The 24665-nt window shown below is 71.0% G+C and carries 19 protein-coding genes; 11 read left to right on the top strand and 8 right to left on the bottom strand.

From position 1 onward, the window contains the following. Positions 1-49: 49 nt before the first annotated feature. The 4 genes from QF034_RS34720 to QF034_RS34705 all read right to left on the bottom strand — a co-directional run bounded on the left by QF034_RS34720 (position 50) and on the right by QF034_RS34705 (position 6517). Positions 50-1300, bottom strand: coding sequence for an alpha-L-fucosidase (locus QF034_RS34720; protein WP_307178633.1), 1251 nt, complete (start codon positions 1298-1300; stop codon positions 50-52). Between the two features lie 3 nt (positions 1301-1303). Next, positions 1304-4348: an alpha-mannosidase gene (locus QF034_RS34715; RefSeq protein WP_307178632.1), complete on the bottom strand. Its 3045-nt coding sequence runs from the start codon at positions 4346-4348 to the stop codon at positions 1304-1306. Between the two features lie 70 nt (positions 4349-4418). Beyond that, the gene (locus QF034_RS34710) at positions 4419-5756 is read right to left on the bottom strand and encodes a 6-phospho-beta-glucosidase (RefSeq protein ID WP_307178631.1); all 1338 of its coding nucleotides are present in this window, start codon (positions 5754-5756) and stop codon (positions 4419-4421) included. After that, positions 5753-6517: a DeoR/GlpR family DNA-binding transcription regulator gene (locus tag QF034_RS34705; RefSeq protein WP_307180047.1), complete on the bottom strand. Its 765-nt coding sequence runs from the start codon at positions 6515-6517 to the stop codon at positions 5753-5755. The genes QF034_RS34710 and QF034_RS34705 overlap by 4 nt, the downstream gene beginning before the upstream one ends. Positions 6518-6680: 163 nt before the next feature. On the opposite strand from QF034_RS34705, the gene QF034_RS34700 reads away from it, so the two are divergent. The 10 genes from QF034_RS34700 (at position 6681) to QF034_RS34655 (ending at position 20184) form a co-directional block, all read left to right on the top strand. After that, the gene (locus QF034_RS34700) at positions 6681-7700 is read left to right on the top strand and encodes a carbohydrate kinase family protein (protein ID WP_086565759.1); all 1020 of its coding nucleotides are present in this window, start codon (positions 6681-6683) and stop codon (positions 7698-7700) included. Positions 7701-7748: 48 nt separating this feature from the next. Next, the gene (locus QF034_RS34695; protein WP_307178630.1) at positions 7749-9026 is read left to right on the top strand and encodes an extracellular solute-binding protein; all 1278 of its coding nucleotides are present in this window, start codon (positions 7749-7751) and stop codon (positions 9024-9026) included. 124 nt (positions 9027-9150) lie between these two features. Beyond that, positions 9151-10035, top strand: a complete 885-nt coding sequence (locus QF034_RS34690) for a carbohydrate ABC transporter permease (RefSeq protein ID WP_307180046.1) — start codon at positions 9151-9153, stop codon at positions 10033-10035. Beyond that, positions 10032-10901, top strand: a complete 870-nt coding sequence (locus tag QF034_RS34685) for a carbohydrate ABC transporter permease (RefSeq protein ID WP_307178629.1) — start codon at positions 10032-10034, stop codon at positions 10899-10901. Before QF034_RS34690 ends, QF034_RS34685 begins: the two co-directional genes overlap by 4 nt. Before the next feature lie 162 nt (positions 10902-11063). Beyond that, positions 11064-11987, top strand: coding sequence for an alkaline phosphatase family protein (locus QF034_RS34680; protein ID WP_370880905.1), 924 nt, complete (start codon positions 11064-11066; stop codon positions 11985-11987). Continuing rightward, positions 11984-14917, top strand: coding sequence for a glycoside hydrolase family 2 TIM barrel-domain containing protein (locus tag QF034_RS34675; RefSeq protein WP_307178628.1), 2934 nt, complete (start codon positions 11984-11986; stop codon positions 14915-14917). Before QF034_RS34680 ends, QF034_RS34675 begins: the two co-directional genes overlap by 4 nt. A 32-nt stretch (positions 14918-14949) precedes the next feature. Next, positions 14950-16785, top strand: coding sequence for a LamG-like jellyroll fold domain-containing protein (locus QF034_RS34670; RefSeq protein ID WP_307178627.1), 1836 nt, complete (start codon positions 14950-14952; stop codon positions 16783-16785). A 17-nt stretch (positions 16786-16802) separates the two neighbouring features. Beyond that, positions 16803-18479 carry a PHP domain-containing protein gene (locus QF034_RS34665; protein ID WP_307178626.1) on the top strand — a complete coding sequence of 559 codons (1677 nt, stop codon included), beginning with the start codon at positions 16803-16805 and terminating at the stop codon, positions 18477-18479. Positions 18480-18483: 4 nt separating this feature from the next. Further along, the gene (locus tag QF034_RS34660; RefSeq protein WP_307178625.1) at positions 18484-19332 is read left to right on the top strand and encodes a hypothetical protein; all 849 of its coding nucleotides are present in this window, start codon (positions 18484-18486) and stop codon (positions 19330-19332) included. 24 nt (positions 19333-19356) lie between these two features. Next, the gene (locus QF034_RS34655; RefSeq protein WP_307178624.1) at positions 19357-20184 is read left to right on the top strand and encodes a PaaX family transcriptional regulator; all 828 of its coding nucleotides are present in this window, start codon (positions 19357-19359) and stop codon (positions 20182-20184) included. Between the two features lie 9 nt (positions 20185-20193). Here QF034_RS34655 and QF034_RS34650 read toward each other — a convergent pair whose 3' ends face one another. Genes QF034_RS34650 through QF034_RS34635 form a run of 4 tightly spaced genes read right to left on the bottom strand, consistent with a single transcriptional unit; the run spans position 20194 to position 23972 of the window. After that, entirely contained in the window at positions 20194-20649 is a 456-nt protein-coding gene (locus QF034_RS34650; RefSeq protein ID WP_010043036.1) for a MaoC family dehydratase, read from the bottom strand. An 11-nt stretch (positions 20650-20660) separates the two neighbouring features. Beyond that, complete coding sequence (gene menE, locus QF034_RS34645; RefSeq protein WP_307178623.1) at positions 20661-22169, bottom strand: o-succinylbenzoate--CoA ligase; 1509 nt, start codon at positions 22167-22169, stop codon at positions 20661-20663. A 10-nt stretch (positions 22170-22179) separates the two neighbouring features. After that, complete coding sequence (locus QF034_RS34640; RefSeq protein WP_306961402.1) at positions 22180-23055, bottom strand: amidohydrolase family protein; 876 nt, start codon at positions 23053-23055, stop codon at positions 22180-22182. Continuing rightward, positions 23055-23972 (bottom strand): SDR family NAD(P)-dependent oxidoreductase, encoded by a 918-nt coding sequence (locus QF034_RS34635; RefSeq protein WP_307178622.1) that lies wholly within the window; start codon positions 23970-23972, stop codon positions 23055-23057. The genes QF034_RS34640 and QF034_RS34635 overlap by 1 nt, the downstream gene beginning before the upstream one ends. Before the next feature lie 202 nt (positions 23973-24174). Between QF034_RS34635 and QF034_RS34630 the strand changes: the two genes are divergently transcribed. Continuing rightward, positions 24175-24600 (top strand): MarR family winged helix-turn-helix transcriptional regulator, encoded by a 426-nt coding sequence (locus tag QF034_RS34630; RefSeq protein ID WP_307180044.1) that lies wholly within the window; start codon positions 24175-24177, stop codon positions 24598-24600. The last annotated feature ends 65 nt before the right edge of the window (positions 24601-24665 follow it).

Genomic DNA, 24665 nt, shown 5'->3' with positions numbered 1-24665 from the left:
CCCATGGCAGGGGCATTCGGGTGTCGTGATCCGGGTCAATTCGGCGGCGTCAGAAGCGGCCCCCACCCCGGTACAGTTCCAGTTCGCCGTCCAGTTCGACGGCGAGAACGGTGGCGTGCGGGTCGAGGTCCCGCGTCGCGGGAGGTTCGATCCACAAGACGCCCGGGGTTTCGTGGAGCCCGCCCGTGACGCTGTGGGTCAGTTCCGTCCCGGTGCCCAGGACCGAGATGCGCCGGACCTCGCTGAGCAGGCCGCGCACATTGATCTCCGCGCGCGGGGCGTCGAAGAGGGTCAGGTAGAGGGTGCGGCGGTCCTTGGAGAGGGTGCTCGGGCCGTAGTGGTGGCCCGGCGGGAGTCCCCGTTCGGTGCCGTACACCGCTTCCGCGTGCCGGGCGATCCAGTCGCCGAGCCCTTCCAGCCGCTGCGCCTGTTCGGCCGGGATCGTGCCGTCCTCCCGCGGGCCGACGCTGAGCAGCAGGTTGCCTCCGCCGCCGATGGTCTCGGTGAAGTAGCGGATCAGCTGGTCGACCGACTTGTGGTTGTGGTCGTGGTGCTGGTGGCCCCAGGAGTCGTTGATCGTCAGGCACAGCTCCCAGGGGCCCTCGGGCGGGACGACCGGGGCGCCCTGTTCCGGCGTCGCGTAGTCGCCCTCGCTGAGCATGCGGGCGTTGAAGACGACGTCGGGTACCTCGGAGCGGATGAGGGCGGCGAGTTCGGGGATGCGCCACTGCTCCTCGCTGCGGTCCCACTCGCCGTCGAACCACAGCAGGTCCGGCTTGTAACGGGAGGTCAGTTCGCGGATCTGGCCGTCGCGGTAGGCGAGGAACCTCTCCCAGGCCCGAAGGTCCTCGTCCTCGGCGGCGACCTCCGAGTAGCGGTTGTCCTCCAGCTCCGGCGGTCGGCCCGGCTTGCGGGTGGAGGCGTAGTCGGGGTGACTCCAGTCCGAGTGCGAGTAGTACAGCCCGACCTTGAGGCCCTGCTCGCGCAGGGCGTCGGCGTAGCCGCCGATCAGGTCGCGGCCCACGTTCAGGTCGCCGTAGGCCGTGTCCCACAGGGCGACGCCGTCGTGATGGCGGCTGGTCAGCACGGCGTACTTGGCGCCGGCCCGCGCGAAGAGCTTCGCCCAGTCGCGCGGTGCGTAGCGGGAGGCCGTGAAGCGGTCGAACTGGGACATGTACTGGTCGTAGGGGACGATGTCGTCGTAGAACGACCAGGACTCCTGGACGCCGTCGACGGCGTAGATGCCCCAGTGGATGAAGATCCCCAGCTTGGCGTCGGTGAACCAGGGGTGCATGGCCATGGGTCAGCTCCTGCGCAGACGCAGGGTCAGGATCTGGAAGGGCCGCAGGGCGACGGGGACACCGCCGTCGCCGTCCACGCTCGCCTCCTCCAGCGGTCGCTCCAGCAGGTCGGTGATCTGGGCGCCGGCGAGCGGGAAGCCGGTGCGCAGGACGCCCTGGGCCCGGCCGCCGCGGGACTCGTAGAGCCGTACGACGACGTCGCCGGAGGCGTCGTCGGCGAGCTTGACCGCCTCCACGGTCACGCCCTCGCCCTCGGTGGAGACGACCGGTGCGGGGGCGCCCGCCGCGTCGGCCACCCGGAGCGGGAGGTTGAGGGCGTAGCCCTCGGCGACGGCGTCCTCGATGGTCGCGCCGGGCAGCAGCGCGTAGGTGAAGCGGTGGCGGCCCTGGTCGGCCTCGGGGTCCGGGATGCGCGGGGCACGGACCAGGCTGAGGCGGACGGTGGTCGTGGTCCCGCCGTCCTCGCGGACCGTGCGGGAGACGTCGTGGCCGTAGGTGGAGTCGTTGATGACGGCGACGCCGTAGCCGGGTTCGCCGATGTGCACCCAGCGGTGGCCGGAGACCTCGAAGCGGGCCGCCTCCCAGCTGGTGTTGGTGTGGGTGGGCCGCTGGATGTGGCCGAACTGGATCTCGGCGGAGGAGTGCGGAGCCCGGATGTCGACCGGGAAGGCCGCCTTGAGGATCTTCTCGGTCTCGTGCCAGTCGATATCGGTCTCGATGTCGATCCGGGGGCTGCCGGCGCGGACGGTGATCGTCTGGGTGATCTTCGAACCCTTGCCGAAGTCCCGCTCGACGCGGATCGCGCCGATGAGCGGGTCCTGCTCGACGACCGAGACGGACGAGGCGTCGAGGAGGTCCGTGTAGCGGTTCTTGTAGTGCTTGTCGATGTCCCAGGCGTCCCAGTAGTTGGGCAGGTCGGTGTGGAGGCGGAGCAGGTTGCCCTGGTCGGCCAGGACCTCGCGGTCGGCGCGCAGGTCGCGGACGGACGAGAGGGTGCCGTCCTCGGCCACCTCCACGCGGACCAGCCCGTTGTCGAGCACCCGGCCGCTCACGGTCACCGGCTGCGGGGGCTCGGCCTCGGCGAGGGGCGCGGAGCCGCTCGCGGGCACCTCCACGTACACCGGTGCGCCGTCGGGGGTGCGGACCATCTCGGCCCGGTCGTAGGGGCTGGTGTTGAAGACGCGGGTCCCTCCGGAGCCGAGCGCGGCCACCGCCTCGGCGGTCAGCGCCTGGAGCTCACCGGCCACGCGGGCGTACTCGGCCTCGGCCTCCCGGTGCACCCAGGCGATCGACGAGCCGGGCAGGATGTCGTGGAACTGGTGCAGCAGCACCGTCTTCCAGAGCCGGTCCAGCTTCTCGTGCGGGTACGTGTAGCCCGGCGCGTGCAGCGCGGCCGTGGTCGCCCACAGCTCGGCCTCGCGCAGGAGGTGCTCGGAGCGGCGGTTGCCCTGCTTGGTGCGGGCCTGGGAGGTGTAGGTGGCGCGGTGCAGCTCCAGGTAGAGCTCGCCGACCCAGACGGGCGCGTCCGGGTACTCCTCGCGGGCCTTGGCGAAGAACTCGTCGGGGTGTTCGACGACGACCTTCGCGGAGCCCTCCAGGTCCGCCAGCCGGCGGGCGCGCTCCATGATCTCGCGGGTCGGGCCGCCACCGCCGTCGCCCCAGCCGAACGGGGCCAGGGAACGGCTCGCGCCGCCCTTCTCCTGGTAGTTGCGGACCGCGCGGGACATCTCCTCGCCGCTGAAGCGGGCGTTGTAGGTGTCGACCGGCGGGAAGTGGGTGAAGATCCGGGTGCCGTCGATGCCCTCCCACCAGAAGGTGTGGTGGGGGAACCTGTTGGTCTGGTTCCAGGAGATCTTCTGCGTGAGGAACCACTCGTTGCCGGCGAGCTTGGCGAGCTGCGGGTAGGCCGCGTTGTAGCCGAAGGAGTCCGGCAGCCACACGCCCTTGGTCTCGATGCCGAAGTGCTCGATGAAGAACCGCTTGCCGTGGATGAACTGGCGGGCGACGGCCTCGCCGCCGGGCAGGTTGCCGTCGGCCTCGACCCACATGCCGCCGACCGGCGCCCACTGGCCCTTCTTGACCGACTCCCGGATGCGCGACCAGACCTTGGGATAGTTGTCGCGCACCCACTCGTACTGCTGGGCCTGGGAGCAGGCGAAGATGAAGTCGTCGTACTCGTCGGCCAGGGACGTGACGTTGGAGAAGGTGCGGGACGTCTTGCGCTTGGTCTCGCGGATCGGCCAGAGCCAGGCGGAGTCGATGTGGGCGTGGCCGACGCCGGAGATCGTGTGCGCGCTGGCGTGCGCGGGCTTGGACAGCACCGGCTTCAGCGCCTCGCGGACGGCGGGCGCGGAGCCGGAGACGTCGTCCAGGTCCAGCAGGTCCATCGCCCGGTCGAGCGCGTGCGCGATCTCGTGCCGGCGCGGGTCGTGCTCGCCGAGCTCCAGCATCAGCTCGCGCAGCACCTGGACGTCGAGGTCGAGGTGCCAGACCTCCTCGTCGAGGATGGCGATGTCGGCGCTGCGGAAGGTGTAGAGCGGCTTGTCCCCGGCGGTGAGAATGTCGCCGAGCGGGGTGGTCCTCGAGAAGTTGTCGGCAAGGATGTCCGGGTTGGAGGCGGCCTCGACCAGGTACTCGACGGTCTCGCCGCCCGTCGCCGGGTCGGCGATCGCCACGTACTGGTTGAGCGGGTTGACGGCCTTCAGCGGGGTGCCGTCCGTGAGGTGCACGAGGGCCTCGGCCTGGTTGCCGGGCCAGTCGCCCACGAAACCGAGGTCGATGACGGCCTCGACGCGGCGGCCCGCCCACGCCTCGGGCACCTGTCCGCGCATGCGGAACCAGGTGGTGCCCCAGGGCGGGCCCCAGGGGGTGCCCATCGCGAAGGGCGCGTACGAGGCGGCGGCGGCCTCCTCGAACGGGACCGGTTCCCCCGGGGCCTGCCAGGCCTCTACCTCGAAGGGGACGGTGGCCGCGTAGACCGCGGTCTTGATGCGCTGGTCGTGAAGGCGCTGCACGCGCTCCTCGATGCGGCGGCTTTCGTCGTGCATGAGATGTCTCCAGGAAGCGGGAAGAGCGAGCAGGCGGGAAGCGACGGGGAAAGCGCTTACCGAGCGGCGTTCACCTAAGGTACGCCAGCCCGGGATGGACGTCGGTGTAGCCCTCGACCAGCCTGCGGGCCACGTTGACGGAGTCGACGAGCGGGTGCAGCGCGAAGGCCTTGACGGCGGTGGCGCGGGAGCCGGAGTCGGCGGCGGCCAGCACCTCGCGCTCGACGGCCTTGACCGCGCAGACCAGCCCGGTGGCGTGGCCGGGCAGCGGGTCGACGGTGACGGGGTGGGCGCCGTTGGCGTCGACGAGGCAGGGGACCTCGATGACGGCGTCCGTGTCCAGGACCGACAGGGTGCGCTGGTTGCGGACGTTGAGGATCAGGGTCGTGCGCTCGTCCCGGGCGATCGCCCGCATCAGGGCGAGGGCCACCTTCTCGTAGCCGCCGGACAGGTCGTCCTCGTCGCGTTCGCCGGCTCCGGCGGTCTCCCGGTTCTCGGCCATGTAGGTGGCCTCGCGCTCGGCGCGGGTCCGCTCCCAGACCTTCCACGCGGGGGCGTCCGGGTTGCTCATCTCGGCGTAGAAGCGGGCCTGCTGGTCGTGCAGGAACGCGCCGCGGGTCTTCTCGGCCTGCTGGTAGGCGCGGACGGCTTCCCGGTTGAAGTAGTAGTAGTGCAGGTATTCGTTGGGGATCGCGCCCAGGGACCGGAGCCAGTCGACGCCGAAGAGCTTGCCCTCCTCGAAGGAGCCGAGCAGGTCCGGGTCGGCGAGCAGGCGCGGGAGCTCGTCGCGGCCGGCGACGCGCAGGCCGCGCACCCAGCCGAGGTGGTTGAGGCCGACGTAGTCGATCCAGGCCTCTTTCGGGTTCGCGCCGAGCACCCGGGCGATGCGGCGGCCGAGGCCGACCGGGGAGTCGCAGATGCCGATGACGCGGTCGCCGAGGTGGCGGGACATGGCCTCGGTGACCAGGCCGGCCGGGTTGGTGAAGTTGATGACCCAGGCGTCCGGCGCCAGGTGGGCGACCCGGCGGGCGATGTCGACGGCGACCGGGACGGTGCGCAGCCCGTAGGCGATGCCGCCCGCGCCGACCGTCTCCTGGCCGAGAACGCCCTCGGCCAGGGCCACCCGCTCGTCGTGCGCGCGGCCCTCCAGGCCGCCGACGCGGATCGCGGAGAACACGAAGTCGGCGCCGCGCAGGGCCTCGTCCAGATCGGTGGTGGCGCTCACCTCGGGCGCGTCCGGGACTCCGGCCGCCTGCTCGGCGAGGACGCGCGTCACCGCGGACAGTCGCGCGGGATCCAGATCATGCAGGACGACGTGCGTCACCCGGCCCTCGGCGTGGTCCTGGAGGAGCGCCCCGTACACCAGCGGCACGCGGAATCCTCCGCCGCCCAGAATCGTCAGCTTCACGTCTGCACCCTTCCCGTCACGACGACCTCGACTCCTGCGTCCTGCAACGAGGACCGCGTCGCCGTGTCGACCGGCTCGTTCGTCACCACCACGTCCAGCTCCTCGGGACCGCAGACCTTCGCCATCCCGTGCCCGGGGAACTTCGCCGCGTCGGCGAGCAGCACGACCTTCTCGCCCGCCTTGATCATGGCGCGCTTGACCGGCACCTCCACGACCGTCGTGTCCATGACCTGCCCGCCGGGCCGCACACCGCTGGTGCCGAGGAAGAGCCAGTCGGCGTGCAGCTGGCGCAGGTTGTCCTCGGTGAGAAAGCCGACCAGGGAGCGGTACTCGCGGCGGACCATGCCGCCGAGCAGGACCAGCTCGATGCCCTCGTCGTCGGCGAGTTCCTCGTAGACCACCAGGTTGCTGGTGATCACGGTGAGCCGGCGGCCGTGCAGCTGCCGGGCCAGGCGGTAGGCCGTCGTCCCGATGTCCAGCAGCACCGACTGGCCGTCCCTGACCATGGCCGCCGCGCGCTCGGCTATGGCGTCCTTCTCGGCCACGCGCACCTCGGCGACCTCGGCGAAGGGCTGGTCGCCCTCCTCGACCACGGCGCCGCCGTGGACGCGCGTGAGCAGCCCGTCTTCTTCCAGTTTGACCAGGTCACGCCTGATGGTGGCGGGACTCACGCCGAGTTGCTCCGAGAGGTCGGTCACGGACGCGGGCCCGCCGGAGCGCAGGGCCCGCAGGATGAGTTGGTGTCGTCGTTCTGCCAGCACGGCGTGAACAGTACTCGTCATCTCCAATCATTTCCATGCTCACTTCTGCTCGGGTATTGACCAATCTCTCCGATCGGCGCACGATTCCGGTCACCGAAATGAAGAGTTTTGACGAGCTCGCGGGGTGGGCTCCTCGAACGCTTCCGAACGAGAGGACCCCTCCGTGGACGACGACCGGCCCGATGTGCTGCTGACCGGGCTGCTCTTCTACGACCTCGTCCTCACGGGACTCGGCAAGCCCCCGACCCCGGGCGAGGAGATCTGGACGACGGGCATGGGCTGCGGCCCGGGCGGCATCGCCAACCTGGCGGTGGCGGCCGCCCGCTTCGGCCTGCGCACCTCGCTGGCCACGGTGTTCGGCGACGACCTCTACGGCGAGTTCTGCCGGGACATCCTGTGCGACCAGGAGGACGTCGACCTCTCCCTCTCCCGTACGGCCGACGGCTGGCCCACCCCGGTCACCGTCGCCCTGGCGCACGGCACGGACCGTGCCCTGGTCACCCACGGCCAGGAGCCCCCGTACTCGCAGGACGCGCTGGTGGGCGACCCGCCCGCGGCGCGTACCGCCCTGGTGCACATCGAGGCGCAGCCCCGCGAGTGGCTCGCCAAGGCCGCCGCGGGCGGCACGCAGATCTACGCAGACGTCGGCTGGGACCCCAGCCAGGAGTGGTCGACGGCCCTCCTGGACCAGCTCGCCCTGTGCCACGCCTTCCTCCCGAACGAGACGGAGGCCATGGCCTACACCCGCACGGACAGCGCGGTGGCCGCGCTCGGCACGCTGTCCGAACTGGTGCCGGTCGCGGTCGTCACCCGGGGCGGGGACGGCGCGGTGGCCGTCGACCAGATGACCGGCGAGTACGCCGACGTGCCCGCCCTCGACGTCGAGGTGCTGGACGCGACGGGCGCCGGGGACGTCTTCGGCGCCGCGTTCGTCACCGCCTCGCTCGGCGGCTGGCCGCTCGCGGAGCGACTGCGGTTCGCGGTGCTCGCCGCCGGGCTGTCCGTCCGGCACCACGGCGGGGCGCTGGCCGCCCCCGGCTGGTACGGCGTCGACCGCTGGTGGCGCTCCCTGACCGACCCCGAACTGAAGCGGACCTACGGCTTCCTGGCGGACCGGCTCCCGGAGAACCCCGGGCCGCCGGTCGCGTACGCCCCCGTCACCCCTCCCGCACGGCAGCAGTGACCTTCACCCACCCCTCAGCACCACGAACAGGAAAATCAGGAGTGACCCGTGGACCTTTCTCGTAGAGGCTTCCTCCAGGCCGCCGCGCTGACCGCGGCCGCCTCCGGCCTGACCGTCGCATGCGGCGGCGGCTCGGGATCGGGCGGTACCAAGAACGGCAAGAGCCTCACCATGTGGTACTGGGGTGGCGCACTGAGCGACAAGGTGGTCGCGGAGGCCAAGGCGCACTTCGGCAGCCAGGTCAAGCTGACCGCTGCCTCCATCGGCGGCGACTTCAAGCAGAAGCTCACCACCACGCTCGCGGCGGGCAGCTCCGTGCCCGACATCACCGGCATCAAGGGCGAGGACATCGCGTCCTTCCTGCCCAACGCCGACCGCTTCCTCGACCTGAACGACCTGGGCTTCAAGAAGATCTCGTCCCAGTACCTGGACTGGAAGACCAAGCTCGCCCAGACCAAGGACGGCAAGCAGATCGGCTTCCCGATCGACATCGGCCCCACCGCGCTCTTCTACCGCGCGGACCTGTTCCGCAAGGCCGGGCTGCCCACCGACCCCGACAAGGTCGCCGCCGAGGCCGGGACCTGGGACGACTACTTCGCGCTCGGCTCCGAGCTGAAGAAGGCCGTGCCCGGCACCTACCTGATCAACAACATGGGCTCGGTGTTCAACATCGCGGTCGGCCAGGGCACCAAGCGGTTCATCGACGAGAGCAACCACTTCATCGGCGACCAGGACCACATCCGCGCCGCGTGGACCACGGCGGTCCGCCCCTACACGCTCGGCATCGACGCCAAAATCAACGACCAGACCTGGAACGCCGCCATCGGCAAGAACCTCGGCACCGAACTCGGCGCGGCCTGGCACGCGCTGGACATCGAGCAGGCCGCCCCTGGCACCAAGGGCAAGTGGCGGGTCTGTGCGACGCCCGGCGGGCCGGCCAACCAGGGCGGCTCCTACCTGGCGCTGCCCAAGCAGTGCCGTAACCCCGAAGAGGCATTCAAGATCCTCAGCTGGATCCTCAGCCCGGCCAACAACGCCCGCGGTTTCACCGACGCCGCCATCTTCCCCGCCTCCCCGGCCTCGTACGCCATGCCCGCCATGACGGGCCCGGACCCCTTCTTCGGCGGGCAGAAGATCATCGAGGTCTTCGGCCCGGCCGCCAAGGCCATCCCGGTCAGCTACGAGGCACCCGCCGACGCCGCGGTCATGGCCCCCTACTTCACCGAGCTGACCAACATCGAGGCCAAGGGCAAGAAGCCCGACGCCGCCTGGAAGGACGCCGTCAGCCAGGCCAAGCAGATCGCCCGGCGACAGGGGGTGAACTGAGGTGTCATCACCTCCGGTCACCGGTCCCGCCACGGTGCCCGAGCACCGCGGCGGGCCGGGCCCGGCCCGGTTCCGCCCGCGGCGCACGCCGCCCGCGGGCACGGTCCGGCCGAGCCGGCGCGGGGTGCTGTCGCACTGGCGGCAGTACCTGGCGATCTCGCCGTTCTACCTGATCTTCATCGGCTTCTCCTTCTTCCCCGTCCTCTACTCGCTGTATCTGGCCTTCCAGCGCTACGACGGCCTCGGCACCAAGCAGTTCGTGGGCCTCCAGCAGTTCGAGTTCCTCTGGAACGACCCGGTCTTCTGGCTGTCGATCCGCAACACCCTGGTGATCTGGGTGCTGTCCACCGTTCCCACGCTCTTCGGCGCCCTGGTCCTGGCGACGCTGCTGCATTCGGTGCGTCGCTTCAAGGGCTTCTACCGCATCGCCCTCTACGTACCGAACGTCACCTCGATCGTGGCCGTGGCGATCTTCTTCGGCGCGGTGTTCAGCAACAACTTCGGCCTGGTCAACGCCATCCTGGGCACGGTCGGCATCTCGCCCGTCCCGTGGCTGAGCAATCCGTGGCTGATCAAGCTGGTCATCGCGCTGCTGATGACCTGGATGTGGACCGGCTACAACATGATCATCTATCTGGCGGGTCTCCAGGCGATCCCGACCTCGATCTACGAGGCGGCGAAGATGGACGGTGCCGGCGCCGTCCGCACGTTCTTCCAGATCACCATTCCGATCATGCGGCCGATCATCCTGTTCACCGTCGTCATCTCGACCATCAACGGCCTGCAGAGCTTCAGCGAACCCCAGGTCCTCTTCGCCAGCAACGCCGCCAACCAGAACCTCGGCGGCCCGGGCCAGGCGGGCCTGACCACGCTGCTGTACTTCTACCAGTCGGCCTTCCTCAACAACGACTACGGCTACGGAGCGGCCATCGTGTGGGCCTTCTTCGTCCTGATCATGGTGCTCGTCGTCATCAACTGGCGCCTCGTGCAGCGCGGGAGGAAGTCATGACGACAGCGGACACGACGCCACCGGTCTCGGGCACGCGGCGGCTGCGCCGCCCCAGGGGCCTGACCGCGCACCTCTTCCTCATCCTGGCCGTCCTGGTCTCGGTCTTCCCGTTCGTGTGGACGATCGTGATGGCGACCAACACCACCGAGGACATCTACAAGAGCCCGCCGAAGCTGACCTTCGGCTCCCACCTGCTGGAGAACATCCGGCATGTGCTGAACACCATCGACTTCTTCGGGTCGATGCTCAACACGATCGTCGTCGCCTGCGTCACCACCGCCCTGGTGCTGTTCATCGACTCGCTGGCGGCCTTCGCCTTCGCCAAGTTCGACTTCCCCGGGCGCAAGCTGCTCTTCGGCACGTTGCTGGTGTTCATGATGCTGCCGCTCCAGCTGGCCGTCCTGCCGCAGTTCATCCTCATGTCCGAGATCGGCTGGGTCGGCATGCTCAAGGCGCTGGCCCTGCCCGCCCTCGCCAACGCCTTCGGCATCTTCTGGCTGCACCAGTACATACAGAACGGCGTGCCCGACGAACTGCTCGACGCCGCGCGCATCGACGGCGCCGGGTTCTTCCGCCAGTACTGGAACATCGCGCTGCCGATGATCAAGCCCGCGCTGTCCTTCCTCGCCATCTACGCCTTCGTCAACGCCTGGAACGACTACGTCTGGCCGCTCATCGTGCTCACCGACCCCAGCCACGTCACGCTCCAGGTCGAGCTCGCCCAGCTCCATGTAGGCCACACCACCGACTACAGCATGGTCATGGCCGGTGTCCTCATGGCGGCCCTGCCGCTGGTCGTGGTCTTCGCCGTCTTCGCGCGCGGCTTCATCGCGGGGGCGACGGAGGGAGCGGTGCAGGGCAGCTGACGCCCCCCGCAGGGGGGCGCCCCAAAGGGACGCGGGCTGTGTCGATGTGCGGCTCCGCCGCGTGGGCGCGACAAGCCCGACGGACGCGCGGTCGACAACCGGCAGGAGGCCCCGAGCTCGTGGTCGTCGGGCCGCAAGCGCGAGCGACGAGGGAGGCAAGCAGTGGCGGACAGCAGCGCACGCGCCAAGGTGCTCGTCGTCGGCATGGACGGGCTCCGCCACGACCGGCTGATCCGGTCCCACGCCACCGCACCCGTGCTGCACGGCCTGATGGCCGCCGGCGCCCACGGCAGCAGCCTGCTGCCCTACGGCGAGGCGGACGGCCAGGCCGAGCACGGGCCGTCGACCAGCATGGCCTACACCGACTCCGGCCCCGGCTGGTCGAGCGTGCTGACCGGGGTGTGGCCCGACCGTCACGGGGTGACCGGCAACGACTTCACCGGCGCCGACTACACCCGCTACCCCGACTTCCTCAGCCGCGCCGTCGCCGCGCGGCCCGCGCTGCGCACCGCGGCCGTGGTGTCCTGGCCGGAACTGGTCCACCGCGGCACCCTCGGCCCGGCCATCGGCCGGCGCGTGCATTACGACGGCGAGTCCGACGGTTACGGGACCGCGGACCGCCTCGTCGCCCGCACCGCCGCACAGTGGCTCACCGAGGACGACCCGGACGTCGTGTTCGTGTACTTCGGCGCCACCGACGAGGCCGGCCACGCCACGGGCCCCCTCAGCCCCGCCTACGACCGGGCCCTCCTCGCCCAGGACACCCACGTCGGGCGGCTGCTGGACGCGATCGGCTCCCGGCGCTCCGACCCCGCCCGTGCGGACGAGCAGTGGACGGTGCTGGTCACCACGGACCACGGACATCTGGACGCCGGCGGCCACGGCGGCGACACCCGGGCCGAGCGAGAGGTGTTCGTCGTCCTCGCCGGGCCGGGCGTGCCCGGCGGCACCCGGCTGGACACGCCCCGCCTCATCGACATCGCCCCCACCGTCCTGGACCGTCTCGGTATCCCCGTCGACCCCGCCTGGGGCCTGCGGGGCCGTGCCCTGCCCCGGCCCACCCCACCGACTTCGGAATGGTCATGAGCGACGCACTCCCCGATCCCCTGATCGCCCTGCGCCCCTGGGAGGCACCCGAGGTGACCTCCTGGCGGCGGCTTCCGATGAACGCCGTCGACCGGAGGGCCGGTGCCCTCTCCCTGGACGGCGACTGGCGTTTCCAGCTGCTGCCCGCGCCGGACGCCCCGCTCGGGGAGGTGTGGTCGTCGGCGTACGTCCCCGGTGTCTGGACCCTGCAGGGCACGGTCGACCTTCCGCAGTACCTGAACGTCCGCATGCCGTTCCCGGAGTTCCCGCCGGAGGTACCCGCCGCCAACCCGACGGGCGTGTACGAGCGGGCGGTGGACGTGCCGGCCGAGTGGGCCGGGCGGCGGATCGTGCTCCAGGTCGGGGCAGCGGAGAGCGTGCTGCTGGTGCACGTGGACGGGCGGCCCGTCGGCGTCTCCAAGGACTCCCACCTGGCCGCCGAGTTCGATCTGACTCCGGTGGTGCGCCCCGGGGAGCGGGCCACCCTGCGCCTGACCGTCGTGAAGTGGTCGGACGCCTCGCACATCGAGGACCAGGACCAGTGGTGGCACGGCGGCCTCACGCGCTCGGTGCTGCTGTACGCCACCGACCCGCTGTATCTGGCGGACGTGACCGTGCGGGCCCGGCACGACGGTGACCTGCGCGTCGACTGCCTGGTGCGGGACGCGGGCGGTGCCCTGCCCGAGGGCTGGTACGTCAGCGGGGAGCTGGACGGGCAGCTGCTCACGCAGGACGCGGAGTTCGACCGGGCCAACGCCGAGGACGAGCGCGTCTCCGCCTTCCTCGGCGAGGCCCGGCTGCGGGCCGCCGTGCCGGACGTGCGCACCTGGACCGCCGAGACGCCCGAGCTGTACGGCCTGACCGTCCGTCTGCACCGCGCCGACGGCACGGTCACCGACAGCTCGCACCACCGGACCGGCTTCCGTGACGTCGAGATCACCGGCCGGGACCTGCTGGTCAACGGCGAGCGCGTGTTCATCCGGGGCGTCAACCGGCACGACTTCCATCCGCTGACCGGCCGGACGGTGTCGTACGACGACATGCGCGCCGACCTCGTCCTGCTGAAGCGGTTCGGCTTCAACGCGATCCGCACCGCGCACTACCCGAACGACCCGGCCCTGTACGACCTGGCCGACGAGCTCGGCTTCTACGTCGTGGACGAGGCCGACATCGAGTCCCACGACCACGCGCACGAGATCGCCGACGACCCGTGCTATCTGGGGGCCTTCGTCGACCGGGTCGCGCGGATGGTGCTGCGGGACAAGAACCACCCGTCCGTCATCATCTGGTCGCTGGGCAACGAGTCCGACTACGGCGCGAACCACGACGCGGCCGCGGGCTGGGTACGCCGGCACGACCCGACCCGGCCGGTGCAGTACGAGGGCGCGGCCAGGCGCGGCTGGGCCGATCCGGGCCTGGCCTCCGACATCGCCTGCCCGATGTACACGCCGCTGGAGGAGTGCCTGGCGCACGCCATGTCCGGGAGGCAGACCAAGCCGCTCATCCAGTGCGAGTACTCGCACGCCATGGGCAACAGCAACGGCACGCTGGCGGACCATTGGGCGGCCATCGAGGCCACCCCGGGGCTTCAGGGCGGGTTCATCTGGGAGTTCTGGGACCACGGCATCCTCCAGCGTGTGAACGACGGCAGACCGGCCGGGCGTGGGGGCGCCGGGCTCCATGACAACGGTGTCGCCGCGCCCGGGCACCGCTGGGCGTACGGCGGCGACTTCGGGGAGACCGACCACGACGGCGCCTTCATCGCCGACGGGGTCGTCTTCCCCGACCGCACGCCCAAGCCCGTGATGTCCGAGCACCGGGAGATCGCCGCGCCGGTGCGCATCGAGTGCTTCCGGCACGAGGGTGTCGTCCTGGGCAACCACCAGCACTTCCGGGGCCTGGACTGGCTGTCCGGCGAGTGGGAGCTGTCCCTCGCCGACGGCGGCACCCGGACCGCCCCCGCCCGGCTGCCCGAGCTGCGGCCGGGCGAGACGGCCGCCGTACCGGTGCCGTTCGAACTGCCGGAGGACGGCGGCGAGGCGTGGCTGACGCTGCGCGTCACGACGGCCCGGGACGAGCCGTGGGCGCCGCGCGGCACGGTCGTGTGCCTGCCGCAGGTGCGGCTGCGGGCGGCACAGCCGGTGCGGCACGCCCCCGTCACGAACCGACCGGTCGAGGTCGACGAGGACGGGCTGCTGGTCCATCCGCTGCTGACGGCCGGGCCGACGCTGTCGCTGTGGCGGGCGCCCACCGACAACGACGAACTGGGCGGCATGGCGGCCCGCTGGCGGGGCTGGGGTCTCGACGCGCTCACCCGCGAGGTCGTCGCCGTTCGGCGTGACCCCGGGCGGGTGGGGGTGATCTGCGACTACCTCGGCCCGGGCGGGACCGTCCGGCACGAGCAGGTCTTCACGGCGGTCGAGGGCGGGCTGCTCGTGGAGGAGTGCGCCGAGCTGCCCGAGCCGCTGGACGACGTGGCCCGGGTAGGGTCGGTCTTCGAGACGGCCGCCGGGCTGAACCTGCTGGAGTGGTTCGGGCAGGGCCCCTGGGAGTCGTATCCGGACCGGGGCGCGGGGGCGCCCGTCGGTCACCACTCGCTGCCGGTGGACGAGCTGTTCACGCCGTATCTGCGGCCCCAGGAGAGCGGCGGGCGGCACGGCGTGCGGCGGTTCACGCTGTCCGCGCCGGACGCGACCGGGCTCGCGGTGCGGCTGGACCGGCCCCGCCAGGTCTGCGTGACCCGGCATCGCGCGGCCGACCTCGCCTCGTCCGCGCATCACGACGAACTGGTGCCGCGGGCGGGGTGCGTGGTGCACATCGACGCGGCGCACCGCGGTCTCGGCACGGCCTCCTGCGGGCCCGACACCTTCGCCACCTATCTCGTCCCGGCCGGCGTTCATCGCTGGAGCTGGACACTGCGCGTTCTCTGAGTTCTCCCCCTCTCACGTCACCTGGAGCACCCGTGTGCACTTCGCATGATCACGACCTGGGCGAGGCCCCCCAGGCCGGTGCCGGCAGACGCAGTTTCCTTCGCGCCACCGCGCTGCTCGGCGCGACCGCCACGGCGGTGGCCGCGCTGCCGGCCGTCACCGCCCGGGCGGCACCGTCGAGTTGGCGCCCCGACACCCGCAGCCGCCGCTTCACGCTCGCGGTGATGCCGGACACGCAGTACCTCTTCGACGGTCCGAGTATCGACAAGGCCCCGGTCGAGGCGTCGCTGCGCTATCTGCTGGAGCACGGCGAGGAGGAGAACCTCGTCTTCCTGTCCCACCTCGGCGACCTCACGCAGAACGGCGCGAAGGAGGAGTTCGCGGCGATCGGTGAGGCGTTCTCGCTGCTGGACCGGCGGGGCGTCGGCTACAGCGTCCTGGCCGGCAACCACGACGTGAAGTCGTCGACGACCGACCAGCGCGGTGCGACTCCGTATCTGGACGCCTTCGGGCCCGAGCGGTTCAAGGGGCAGCGGACGTTCGGCGGGGCCTCCCCGGACGGCTACAACACCTTCCACCTGTTCACCGCGGGCGGCCGGGAGTGGCTGGTGCTCGCGCTGGACTGGCGGCTGTCGCCGCAGGGCTACGCGTGGGCGAAGGAGGTCATGGCGCGGCACCCGAAGACGCCCGTGATCCTCACGACGCACGAACTGGTCGTCGAGGACGACTCGTTGTCGGACTACGGCCGGCAGCTGTGGGACCAGCTGGTCGAGGACCACGACCAGATCTTCCTCACCCTCAACGGGCACTACTGGCCCGCCGCCCGCGCTACCCGCAAGAACGCGGCCGGGCACGAGGTCCATCTGCATCTGACGAACTACCAGAACCGCTATTTCGGCGGCGCGGCGATGATCCGCCTCTACCGGTTCGACCTGGACCGGAACGTCATCGACGTGGAGACGGTCTCCCCGTGGATCCTGGGCCGGGCCGGGAAGGGGCTCAACGAGCTGGAGCGGCAGGAGATGGAGCTGAGCGGCGACGCCGACCGGTTCTCCGTCGAGATCGACTTCGAGAAGCGCTTCTCCGGCTTCGCGCCCGTGCCCGCCCGTCCGGCGCGGCCCGCCCCGACGATGCTGATCCAGGGCACCGCGGCGTACTGGCGATTCGAGAAACCCGTCGACGGCACGGCCGGCACGGTCCGGGACCTGTCCGGGCGCGGCAACGACCTCTCGCTCGTCACGGTGGGCGGCGGTGCGCTGGGCTGGTCGGCGGACCACCACCCCGACCAGCCGGGCCACGGCAGCCTGGAGTTCCAGGGCTTCAAGTCCCCGCTGAAGGGCGCCTACCTGCGCACGGTCGACGGCGCCCCGCTCAACTCGGCCACGTTCGCGGACGGTTACACCATCGAGGCGTTCTACCGGCTGCCCGCCGACTGGGACCCGGACCACAACGCCTGGTCGGGCCTGGTCGGCCGCACGGGCACGGGCGGTGCCGCCGGGAAGACCGCCGACGACCCCGACGAGCCGCTGGCCACACTGTCCCTGTCCAACGACCGCGAACCCCAGTGGGCGATGCGGCCGCTCAACCAGCAGGGCATCGCCACCAACTGGGGCCAGGAGACCCCGCTTCAGACCTGGTGGCACCTCGCGGTCGTCAACGACGGCAGGCACACCACGCTGTACGTCGAGGGCTGCCCGGTCGTCCGCAACCCCAAGGCACCCTCGGTCGGCATCACCTCCGTCGGCCTGCCGTGGCTGCTCGGCGGCTACGAGTACGCCGGCACGATCGACCAGATCTTCCACGGCCGGCTCGGCGACGTCCGGATCGTCGCCCGGGCGCTGCCGGTCACCTCCTTCATGAACCACTGACATCCCAGGGAACTCTCATGACAGAGCAGCAGCTGCCCGCCTGGGCCGACCCGTCCGTCTCCCCCGCCGCCCTCGACGCGCAGGGCGTCTCCCGCCGCGGACTCCTGCGCCGCGCGGGCCTGTTCGGCGCCGCGTTCGCACTGGGCTCAGCGGCGACCCCGGCCCTGGCCGCCGACGGCGACAGCGAACGGCTGGGCGGCGAGGACCCCCGCGTCGCCTACCTCGTCGGCGACCACCACATCCACTCCGTCTACAGCCACGACGCCAAGTACACCTTCTCCCAGCTGGCCGCCGCGGGCGCGAAGTACGGCCTGGACTGGATGGTGTTCACCGAGCACTCCAACTTCGGGCACGCCGACTTCGGGGCCGCGCTGGAGCACCAGGAGATCCTGGACGCCCGAGCGGACAACCCGCGTCAGCTGATCTTCCAGGGCCTGGAGTGGTACATCCCGGCGGCCGAGCACTGCACGGTCTTCAGTCCGCCCGGCGGGAACGAGGTGGATCTGCTCACCCGCTTCGAGCGCGCCTACGACGGCAAGCTCCTCGGCTACGACAAGGGCGGCCCGGCCGACGCGGACACCGCCCGCAACGAGGCGCACGCCGTCAAGGCCGTCAAGTGGCTGGCCGAGCAGCGCCGTTCGGGCTACGTCGACGACGTGCTGGTCATCGCCAACCACCCCATGCGGCTGGGCATCGACTCCCCGCACGAGATGCGCGCCTGGCGGGACGCGGCGCCCGGGATCGTGATCGGCATGGAGGGCGCGCCGGGCGCCCAGGGCGCCGCCCTCCCCGGCTGGCGGGGAGCCACCTCGATCCGCGGGGAGTACGAGAACAAGCCGTCCGCGCAGTCCTGGCCCGGCTACCCGGCGGACGCCTATGTGACGTACGGCGGCTTCGACTGGGCGACCGCCACGGTCGGCGGGCTGTGGGACTCGATGCTCGCCGAGGGGCGGCTGTTCTCGGTCACCACCAACTCCGACGCCCACCGGATCGTCTTCGACACCTGGCGGAACGGCGACTGGCAGCCCGGCCAGACCTTCGACTCCACCGGGAAGCTGCCCGACCCCATGAACACGGACACCCCGCAGCCGGGCAGCGACTTCTGGCCCGGCGAGTTCAGCCGTACGCACGTGGGCGTGACCCGCTACGGCTACCGCGCGGTCATGGCGGGCCTGCGGGCGGGCCGGGTCTGGCTCGACCACGGGCATCTGCTCGACGGGCTCGACGTCCGGCTGAAGCGGGACGTCGACCGGGGCCGGGGCGTGACGCTGGGCGGCCGGCTGCGGGTCCGCAAGGGCGAGAAGCTCACCCTGGACGTCACCGTGACGACCGCCTCCCGGCCCAACCCGCAGGGCATCCTGCCGGAGTTGGCGCACGTGGACGTCATCCGCGGCGCGGTGCGCGGCCCGGTCGCCGACCGCGACACCTGGAAGGCGCCCGACACCCGCGTCGTCCGCTCGCAGGACGTCACCGGCCGCACGGGCACCTACACCCTGCGCATCCCGCTGACCGCGGGCGAGGAGTCCTTCTACATCCGGCTGCGCGGCAGCGACGGCAACCGGAACGGCACCGGCTACCTCGGCGCCTCGGTCGACCCGCACGGGCCGGTTCCGCACGCGCCCGGGGACGGTGACCCGTGGACGGATACGTGGTTCTATGCGAACCCGGTATTCGTCGACGTGGAAGGTGCCTGACCTGATGAGACGTCAACTACTCGCCGCCACCGCGTTATTAGGTGCCTTCGCGCTGGGCACCGGCACGGCCTCGGCCGCCGGTGCCCCACGGTGGGCCGAGACCGGCACGGCGTACACCGACAGCCTCGGCGGCGGACAGGGCCTGGCCGCCCGCGCGGACGGCACCCTGCTCTACCGCGGGCTGGCCTCCATCCCGCTGGACCTGCGGGTCAAGGGCTGGAACCACATAGGCGACCCGGACATCGCGCGCGGCCATGTCTTCGACGCCTACCAGGGATCGGACACGGCCACGTCGAAGATGTTCGCGGTCACCACCCCGGCCGGGAAGCGCTACGAGTACGTCCACCCGCTGAACCCGGGCGAGAAGCTGAACAACTCCTTCGCCGCCGTCTCACCCGACGGTCAGTGGCTGGTCTCGGGCGAGTGGGGCACACAGAACCGGCTCCAGGTCTTCCCGGCCCCCCTGCTCAACCCATCGACCCCGCCCACCGGTGGCGAGCTGAAGGAGGCCGGGCAGATCACCCTGGACAAGCCGGTGCGCGACATCCAGGGCTGCGACTTCGTCACCGAGACCCGCCTGCTGTGCACCTCGAACGACGCCTCGGGCACCCTCTTCCCGGAGATCCGGCCGCTGCTCCGGGTCGACCTGCCCCGCAAGCCGGACGGGCAGCCGGTCACCGGCACGGTGACCAGCCTCTTCGCGCTGCCGCAGCGCAGCGTGTGCACGGGCACCTTCGAGACGGAGGGCGTCGACTACGACGCCAGCAGCGGCACCCTGCGGGCGCAGGTGATCCCGCCCGGCGTGTGCGCGGTGACGACGGCCGTCCACGCGTACCAGCAGGTCACGGACTGATCGAGCGGAGGTACGGTGGGCCGCGTGACCGGTGAAGAGTCGCTGCGGCCCCAGTCCCTCATGCTGACGTTCCTGGGCGACCAGGTGCTCGGGCGCGACGTGTGCGTGTACTCGGGCAGCGTCATCGACGTGTTCGCCCGCGCCGGGATCGGCGAGCAGGCGACCCGCTCGACGCTGACCCGGATGGTCAACCGTGACCTGCTGCGCCGCCAGCGGGAGGGCCGCCGGATGTACTTCGGGCTGACCGAGCGCTCGGAGGCCGTGCTGCGCGACGGCGAGCGGCGCATCTGGCAGACCGGCGCCGTCAACCGGCACTGGGACGGCACCTGGACCCTGCTCGGTTTCTCCCTGCCCGAGTCCTGGCAGCGCCAGCGCCACGACCTGCGCTCCCAGCTGACCTGGAGCGGCTTCGGCCCGCTGTTCAACGGCCTGTGGATCGCCCCGGGCGAGGTCGACGTGTCGGCGCTGGTCGCCGAGCTCGGCCTGTCCGCCCATGTGAAGGTCTTCCGGGCGCACGCCGACGCCGGGATGAACATCGGGCAGATGATCGAGGAGACGTGGGAGCTGTCCGACCTGGCCGGCCGCTACGAGGCGTTCGCGGGGCGCTGGCAGTCCTGGGAGGACCGGCTGCCGGACGCCGACGACGCTCTCGTGCTGCGGCTGCGGCTGCAGACCGAGTGGCTGCGGATCGTCCGGCGCGATCCGCGCCTGCCCGTCAAGCATCTGCCGGACGACTGGCCTGCGGAACAGGCCGAGAAGACGTTCCGGGCCGTGCACGACCGGCTCTCACCGCTCGCGCGCGATGCCTCGCAGCGCCTTCTCGACCTGGTGCCCGCGCGGCCTCAGGACTGAGGGGTGTCCTCAGGCGTAGAACCGCGACAGGCTCTGGAGCACCGCGGCCGGTTTGCCGCCGCCCTCGATCTCGATGGCGCCGTCGACCGTGATCTGCACGCCGCCCGGCACCTCCTCGACCTCGGCGAGCTTCGCCGTCAGCCGGATGCGGGAGCCGACCTTCACCGGCGAGGGGAAACGCACCTTGTTGAGGCCGTAGTTGACCTTCGTCGTCACGCCCTGGACGTCCAGCAGCTCGGTGAACAGCGGGATGAAGAGGGAGAGGGTCAGGTAGCCGTGCGCGATGGGGGCGCCGAACGGGCCCTCCTTGGCCTTCTCGGGGTCCACGTGGATCCACTGGTGGTCCCCGGTCGCGTCGGCGAAGGTGTCGATCCGCTCCTGCGTGACCTCGATCCACTCGCTGGTGCCGAGGTCGCTGCCCGCGAGCTTCTTCAGTTCGTCGAGGCCGTTGACGGTGATGCTCATGGAGCCGTCCTTCACTGGGAGTCGGTGCCGTAGCGCTTGCGCACACGGGATTTCAGGAGCTTCCCGGAGGCGGTGCGGGGCAGTTCGTCCGCCACCACGACCGACTTCGGGATCTTGTACTTGGCGAGGCGGCCGGCGAGCGACGCCAGCACCTCGTCGGGGTCGAGTGCGGCGCCTTCGCGGGGTACGACGACCGCGCGGGGCACCTCGCCCCACTTGTCGTCCGGCACCCCGATCACCGCGCACTCGACGATGTCCGGGTGGGCGAGGAGCTGGTCCTCGATCTCGGCGGGGTAGATGTTCTCGCCGCCGGAGATGATCATGTCCTTGATGCGGTCGACGATGTAGACGTAGCCGTCCTCGTCGACCTGGGCGGCGTCGCCGCTGCGGAACCAGCCGTCCGCGAAGGACGCGGCCGTCTCCTCGGGCAGCCCCCAGTAGCCGGGCATGACGTGCGGCCCGCGCACCACGACCTCGCCGACCTCGCCGACGCCGACCGGCGCGAGGTCCGGCCGTACGACGCGTACGTCGCTGAAGAAGTGCGGCACGCCCGCCGACCCCGCCTTGGTGACGGCGTGCTCGGCGTCCAGGAACAGCGTGCCGGGGGCGGCCTCGGTCATGCCGTAGCCCTGGAGGAAGGTCAGGCCGCGCCGCTGGTACGCCGCGATCAGCGGGGTCGGGACGGGGGAGCCGCCGCAGGTCAGGATGCGCAGCGACGACAGGTCGGCGTCCGGCCAGCGCCGGTGCCGGGCCACCTGGTCGAACATCGTGGGCACGCCGAACATGAAGGTGATCCGGTGCTGTTCGATCAGGTCGAAGGTGGCGTCCGGGTCGAAGGCCTCGACCAGGACACAGGTGCCGCCCTTGAGCAGGACCGGGAGGGTCAGCATGTTCAGCCCTGCGGTGTGGAACAGCGGGGCGGAGACCAGGGCGCGTTCGTCGGCGACCAGGTCGTGGTCGATGAGGACGTTGACCGCGTTCCAGGTGAGGTTGCCGTGGGTGAGCATCGCGCCCTTGGGACGGCCGGTCGTGCCCGAGGTGTACATGATGATGCAGGTGTCGTCCGGAGCGACCGGCGTGTCGATGGGCTCCCGGGCGGCCGAGGCCAGTTCCTCCTCGTACTCGGCGCCCACTTCGACGTACGTACGGACGTCCGTGCTGCCCGGCAGTCCCGCGACCAGGCCGGCGTGCGAGGGACCGTAGACGAGTGCCTTGGCGCCGGAGTCGGCGAGCTGGTAGGCGATCTCGGGGCCGGCCAGGCGGGTGTTGAGGGGGACGAAGACCGCGCCGAGCGTGCCGGCCGCGAACAGGGTCTCCAGGTAGGAGGGGTGGTTCGGGCCGAGGTAGGCGATCCGGTCGCCGCGGCGCACGCCCCGCTCGCGCAGGGCGTGCGCGAGGCGGGTGGTGCGGTCGTACAGGCCGGCGTAGGTGCGGGTGGTGTCGCCGTGGATCAGGGCGGTGCGGTGCGGGGTCTTGCGGGCCCGGCGTGCGGGCCATGACCCCAGTCCCTCGTTGCGCATGTCACGCCCCTTACGGTTTCGTCAGCCCGAGCAGACGGGCGGCGTTCTCCTTGAGGATCTTCGGCCGGACCTCTTCCTTGATCGTCAGCTTGTCGAAGTCGGCGAGCCAGCGGTCGGGGGTGAGGACGGGGAAGTCGGAGCCGAAGAGCACCTTGTCCTTCAGCAGCGTGTTGGCGTACTGCACGAGCTGCGGCGGGAAGTACTTCGGCGACCAGCCGGACAGGTCGATGTGCACGCCCGGCTTGTGCGTGGCGACGGCCAGGGCCTCGTCCTGCCAGGGGAACGACGGGTGCGCCAGGATGATCTTCAGGTGCGGGAAGTCGGCGGCGACGTCGTCGACGTGCAGCGGGTTGGAGTACTTGAGCCTGATGCCTCCCCCGCCGGGCACGCCGGCGCCGATGCCGGTCTGGCCGGTGTGGAACAGGGCGATCGTGCCGGTCTCCTCGATCACCTCGTAGAGGTCGTACGCCACCGACCGGTCGTTGGGGAAGAAGCCCTGGATGCTCGGGTGGAACTTGAAGCCCCGCACCCCGTACTCCTCGACCAGGCGGCGGGCCTGCTTGACCCCCGCCTTTCCCCGGAAGGGGTCGATGGAGGCGAAGGGGATGAGGACGTCGGCGTTGGCGGCGGCGGCCTCGGCGACCTCCTCGTTGGGGACGGGCGCCGTGCCGGTGGCGGACTCGGCGTCGACCGTGAAGATCACGGCGGCCATCTTCCGCTCGCGGTAGTACGCGGCGGTCTCCTCCAGGGTCGGCTTCCGCTTGCCCTCGACCTTGAAGTAGGCGGAGGAGGCGTCGTGCAGGTCGTCGTCCAGGGAGGAGTGGCCCTTGGAGGACACCTCCGCGTGGGTGTGGACGTCGATCGCGACGAGGTCGTTCAGGTCCATCACGCCTCCGGGAACTTCGGTGCCGGGATGCCGACCGACTGCGGTTCGGCACCGACCGAGGTGGGCCAGGCGTCCGCCAGGGCGCCGGGGGTCCAGCCGCCGTCGGCGTAGGCCGCCCTGATCTCCTGCGGATGCGACCAGAGTGCCACCTTGTCACCGCCGATGCCGATGCACTGGCCGGTCACGCCGCGCGCGGCCTCGGAGGCCAGGAACGGGACCAGCGCGGCGCAGTCCTCCGGGGTGCCGAAGCCCTCGCCCTTGCGCAGGAAGTCCGGCAGCGGCTCGCCGTTCCTCATCGCCTCGATGTAGGGGGCGAAGGCCGGGATCGTCTCGGTCATCGCGGTCGCGGCGACCGGCACGATCGCGTTGACGGTGATGTTCGCGCGGCCCAGCTCCATCGACCAGGTGCGGGCCATCGCCGCGATGCCGGCCTTGGCGGCGGCGTAGTTCGTCTGGCCGAAGTTGCCCCGCTGGCCGGCCGGGGAGCCGACCAGGATCAGCGAGCCGCCCTCGCCCTGCTCGCGCATCCGGACGGCGGCGGCGCGGGCGCAGGTGAAGGTGCCCTTGAGGTGGGTGGTGATCACCGCGTCGAAGTCGTCGTCGGTCATCTTCCACAGCACCTTGTCGCGGAGGATTCCGGCGTTGGTGACCAGGATGTCCAGCCGGCCGAACTCCTCGACCGCGCGGGCGACCAGCCGGTCCGCCGCCTCGGCCGTGCCGACCGGGACCACCTCCGCCACGGCCTTGCCGCCCGCCTCGGTGATGGACTTCACGGCCGCCTCGGCCACCGCCTCGTCGACGTCGTTGACGACCACGGACGCGCCGTGGGCGGCCAGGGCGTGGGCATAGGCGAGGCCGAGGCCCCGGCCGCTTCCGGTGACGACGGCGGCCTTGCCGGTGAGATCGATGCTGGGCACGGATGGGTCCCTTCACATGGAGTGCGATCACATGAGATGCGGCTACGAGATCGAAGCTAAGAGCAATAATTGTTGACGTCAATAGTTGTTGAGGACCTGCGGATGCGGGATGCTGGAATCTCCAGGACGCATCGAGCACAGGGAGCCCGCCATCGCACGCCAGCACGCCACCCCGAAGCCCATCGACGCGCACGAGCCGTGGATGCGCGGGCTGCACGCCGACACGGGCTACCTGCTGTACCGCCTGGGCCTGCGCTCGGGACAGCTCTTCAACGCCTGCCTCCAGGAGTCGGGCCTGCGCCTGCGCCACTACGCGGTGCTGCGCTTCCTCGCCACCTCCGAGGGCGCCCTCCAGCGCGAGCTGAGCACCCGGCTCGGCTACGACCCGAGCGCGATCGTCGGCCTGGTCGACGACCTGGAGAAGCAGGACTTCGCCGAGCGCCGCCCCTCCCCCGACGACCGCCGCAGCCGGATCGTCGCGCTGACCGAGAAGGGCCGCGCGTTCCTGCGCGACACCGACGAGGCCGGCCAGCGGGTGACGAACGAGCTCCTGGGCCCGCTGGACCCGGCCGAGCGGGACGCGCTGCACGCGCTGCTGCTGCGGATCGCCGAGGACGGACTCAACTGATGTTGTGCAAATGATTGACGGCTGCACGAGAGATGCATAACTTCATCGGCCAACCGAGACCCGTC

Source organism: Streptomyces africanus (assembly GCF_030816955.1).
Lineage (GTDB): Bacteria > Actinomycetota > Actinomycetes > Streptomycetales > Streptomycetaceae > Streptomyces > Streptomyces africanus.
The sequence above is the reverse complement of the archived record's forward strand: the minus strand, read 5'-3'. Positions and strand labels throughout refer to the sequence as shown.

Excerpts from the sequence above, each read along its gene's own strand:
- QF034_RS34720 (WP_307178633.1), bottom strand. The coding sequence starts at position 1,300 with ATGGCCATGCACCCCTGGTTCACCGACGCCAAGCTGGGGATCTTCATC.
- QF034_RS34665 (WP_307178626.1), top strand. The coding sequence starts at position 16,803 with ATGACAGAGCAGCAGCTGCCCGCCTGGGCCGACCCGTCCGTCTCCCCC.
- menE (WP_307178623.1), bottom strand. The coding sequence starts at position 22,169 with ATGCGCAACGAGGGACTGGGGTCATGGCCCGCACGCCGGGCCCGCAAG.
- QF034_RS34715 (WP_307178632.1), bottom strand. The coding sequence starts at position 4,348 with ATGCACGACGAAAGCCGCCGCATCGAGGAGCGCGTGCAGCGCCTTCAC.
- QF034_RS34630 (WP_307180044.1), top strand. The coding sequence starts at position 24,175 with ATGCGCGGGCTGCACGCCGACACGGGCTACCTGCTGTACCGCCTGGGC.
- QF034_RS34675 (WP_307178628.1), top strand. The coding sequence starts at position 11,984 with ATGAGCGACGCACTCCCCGATCCCCTGATCGCCCTGCGCCCCTGGGAG.
- QF034_RS34660 (WP_307178625.1), top strand. The coding sequence starts at position 18,484 with ATGAGACGTCAACTACTCGCCGCCACCGCGTTATTAGGTGCCTTCGCG.
- QF034_RS34685 (WP_307178629.1), top strand. The coding sequence starts at position 10,032 with ATGACGACAGCGGACACGACGCCACCGGTCTCGGGCACGCGGCGGCTG.
- QF034_RS34640 (WP_306961402.1), bottom strand. The coding sequence starts at position 23,055 with ATGGACCTGAACGACCTCGTCGCGATCGACGTCCACACCCACGCGGAG.
- QF034_RS34650 (WP_010043036.1), bottom strand. The coding sequence starts at position 20,649 with ATGAGCATCACCGTCAACGGCCTCGACGAACTGAAGAAGCTCGCGGGC.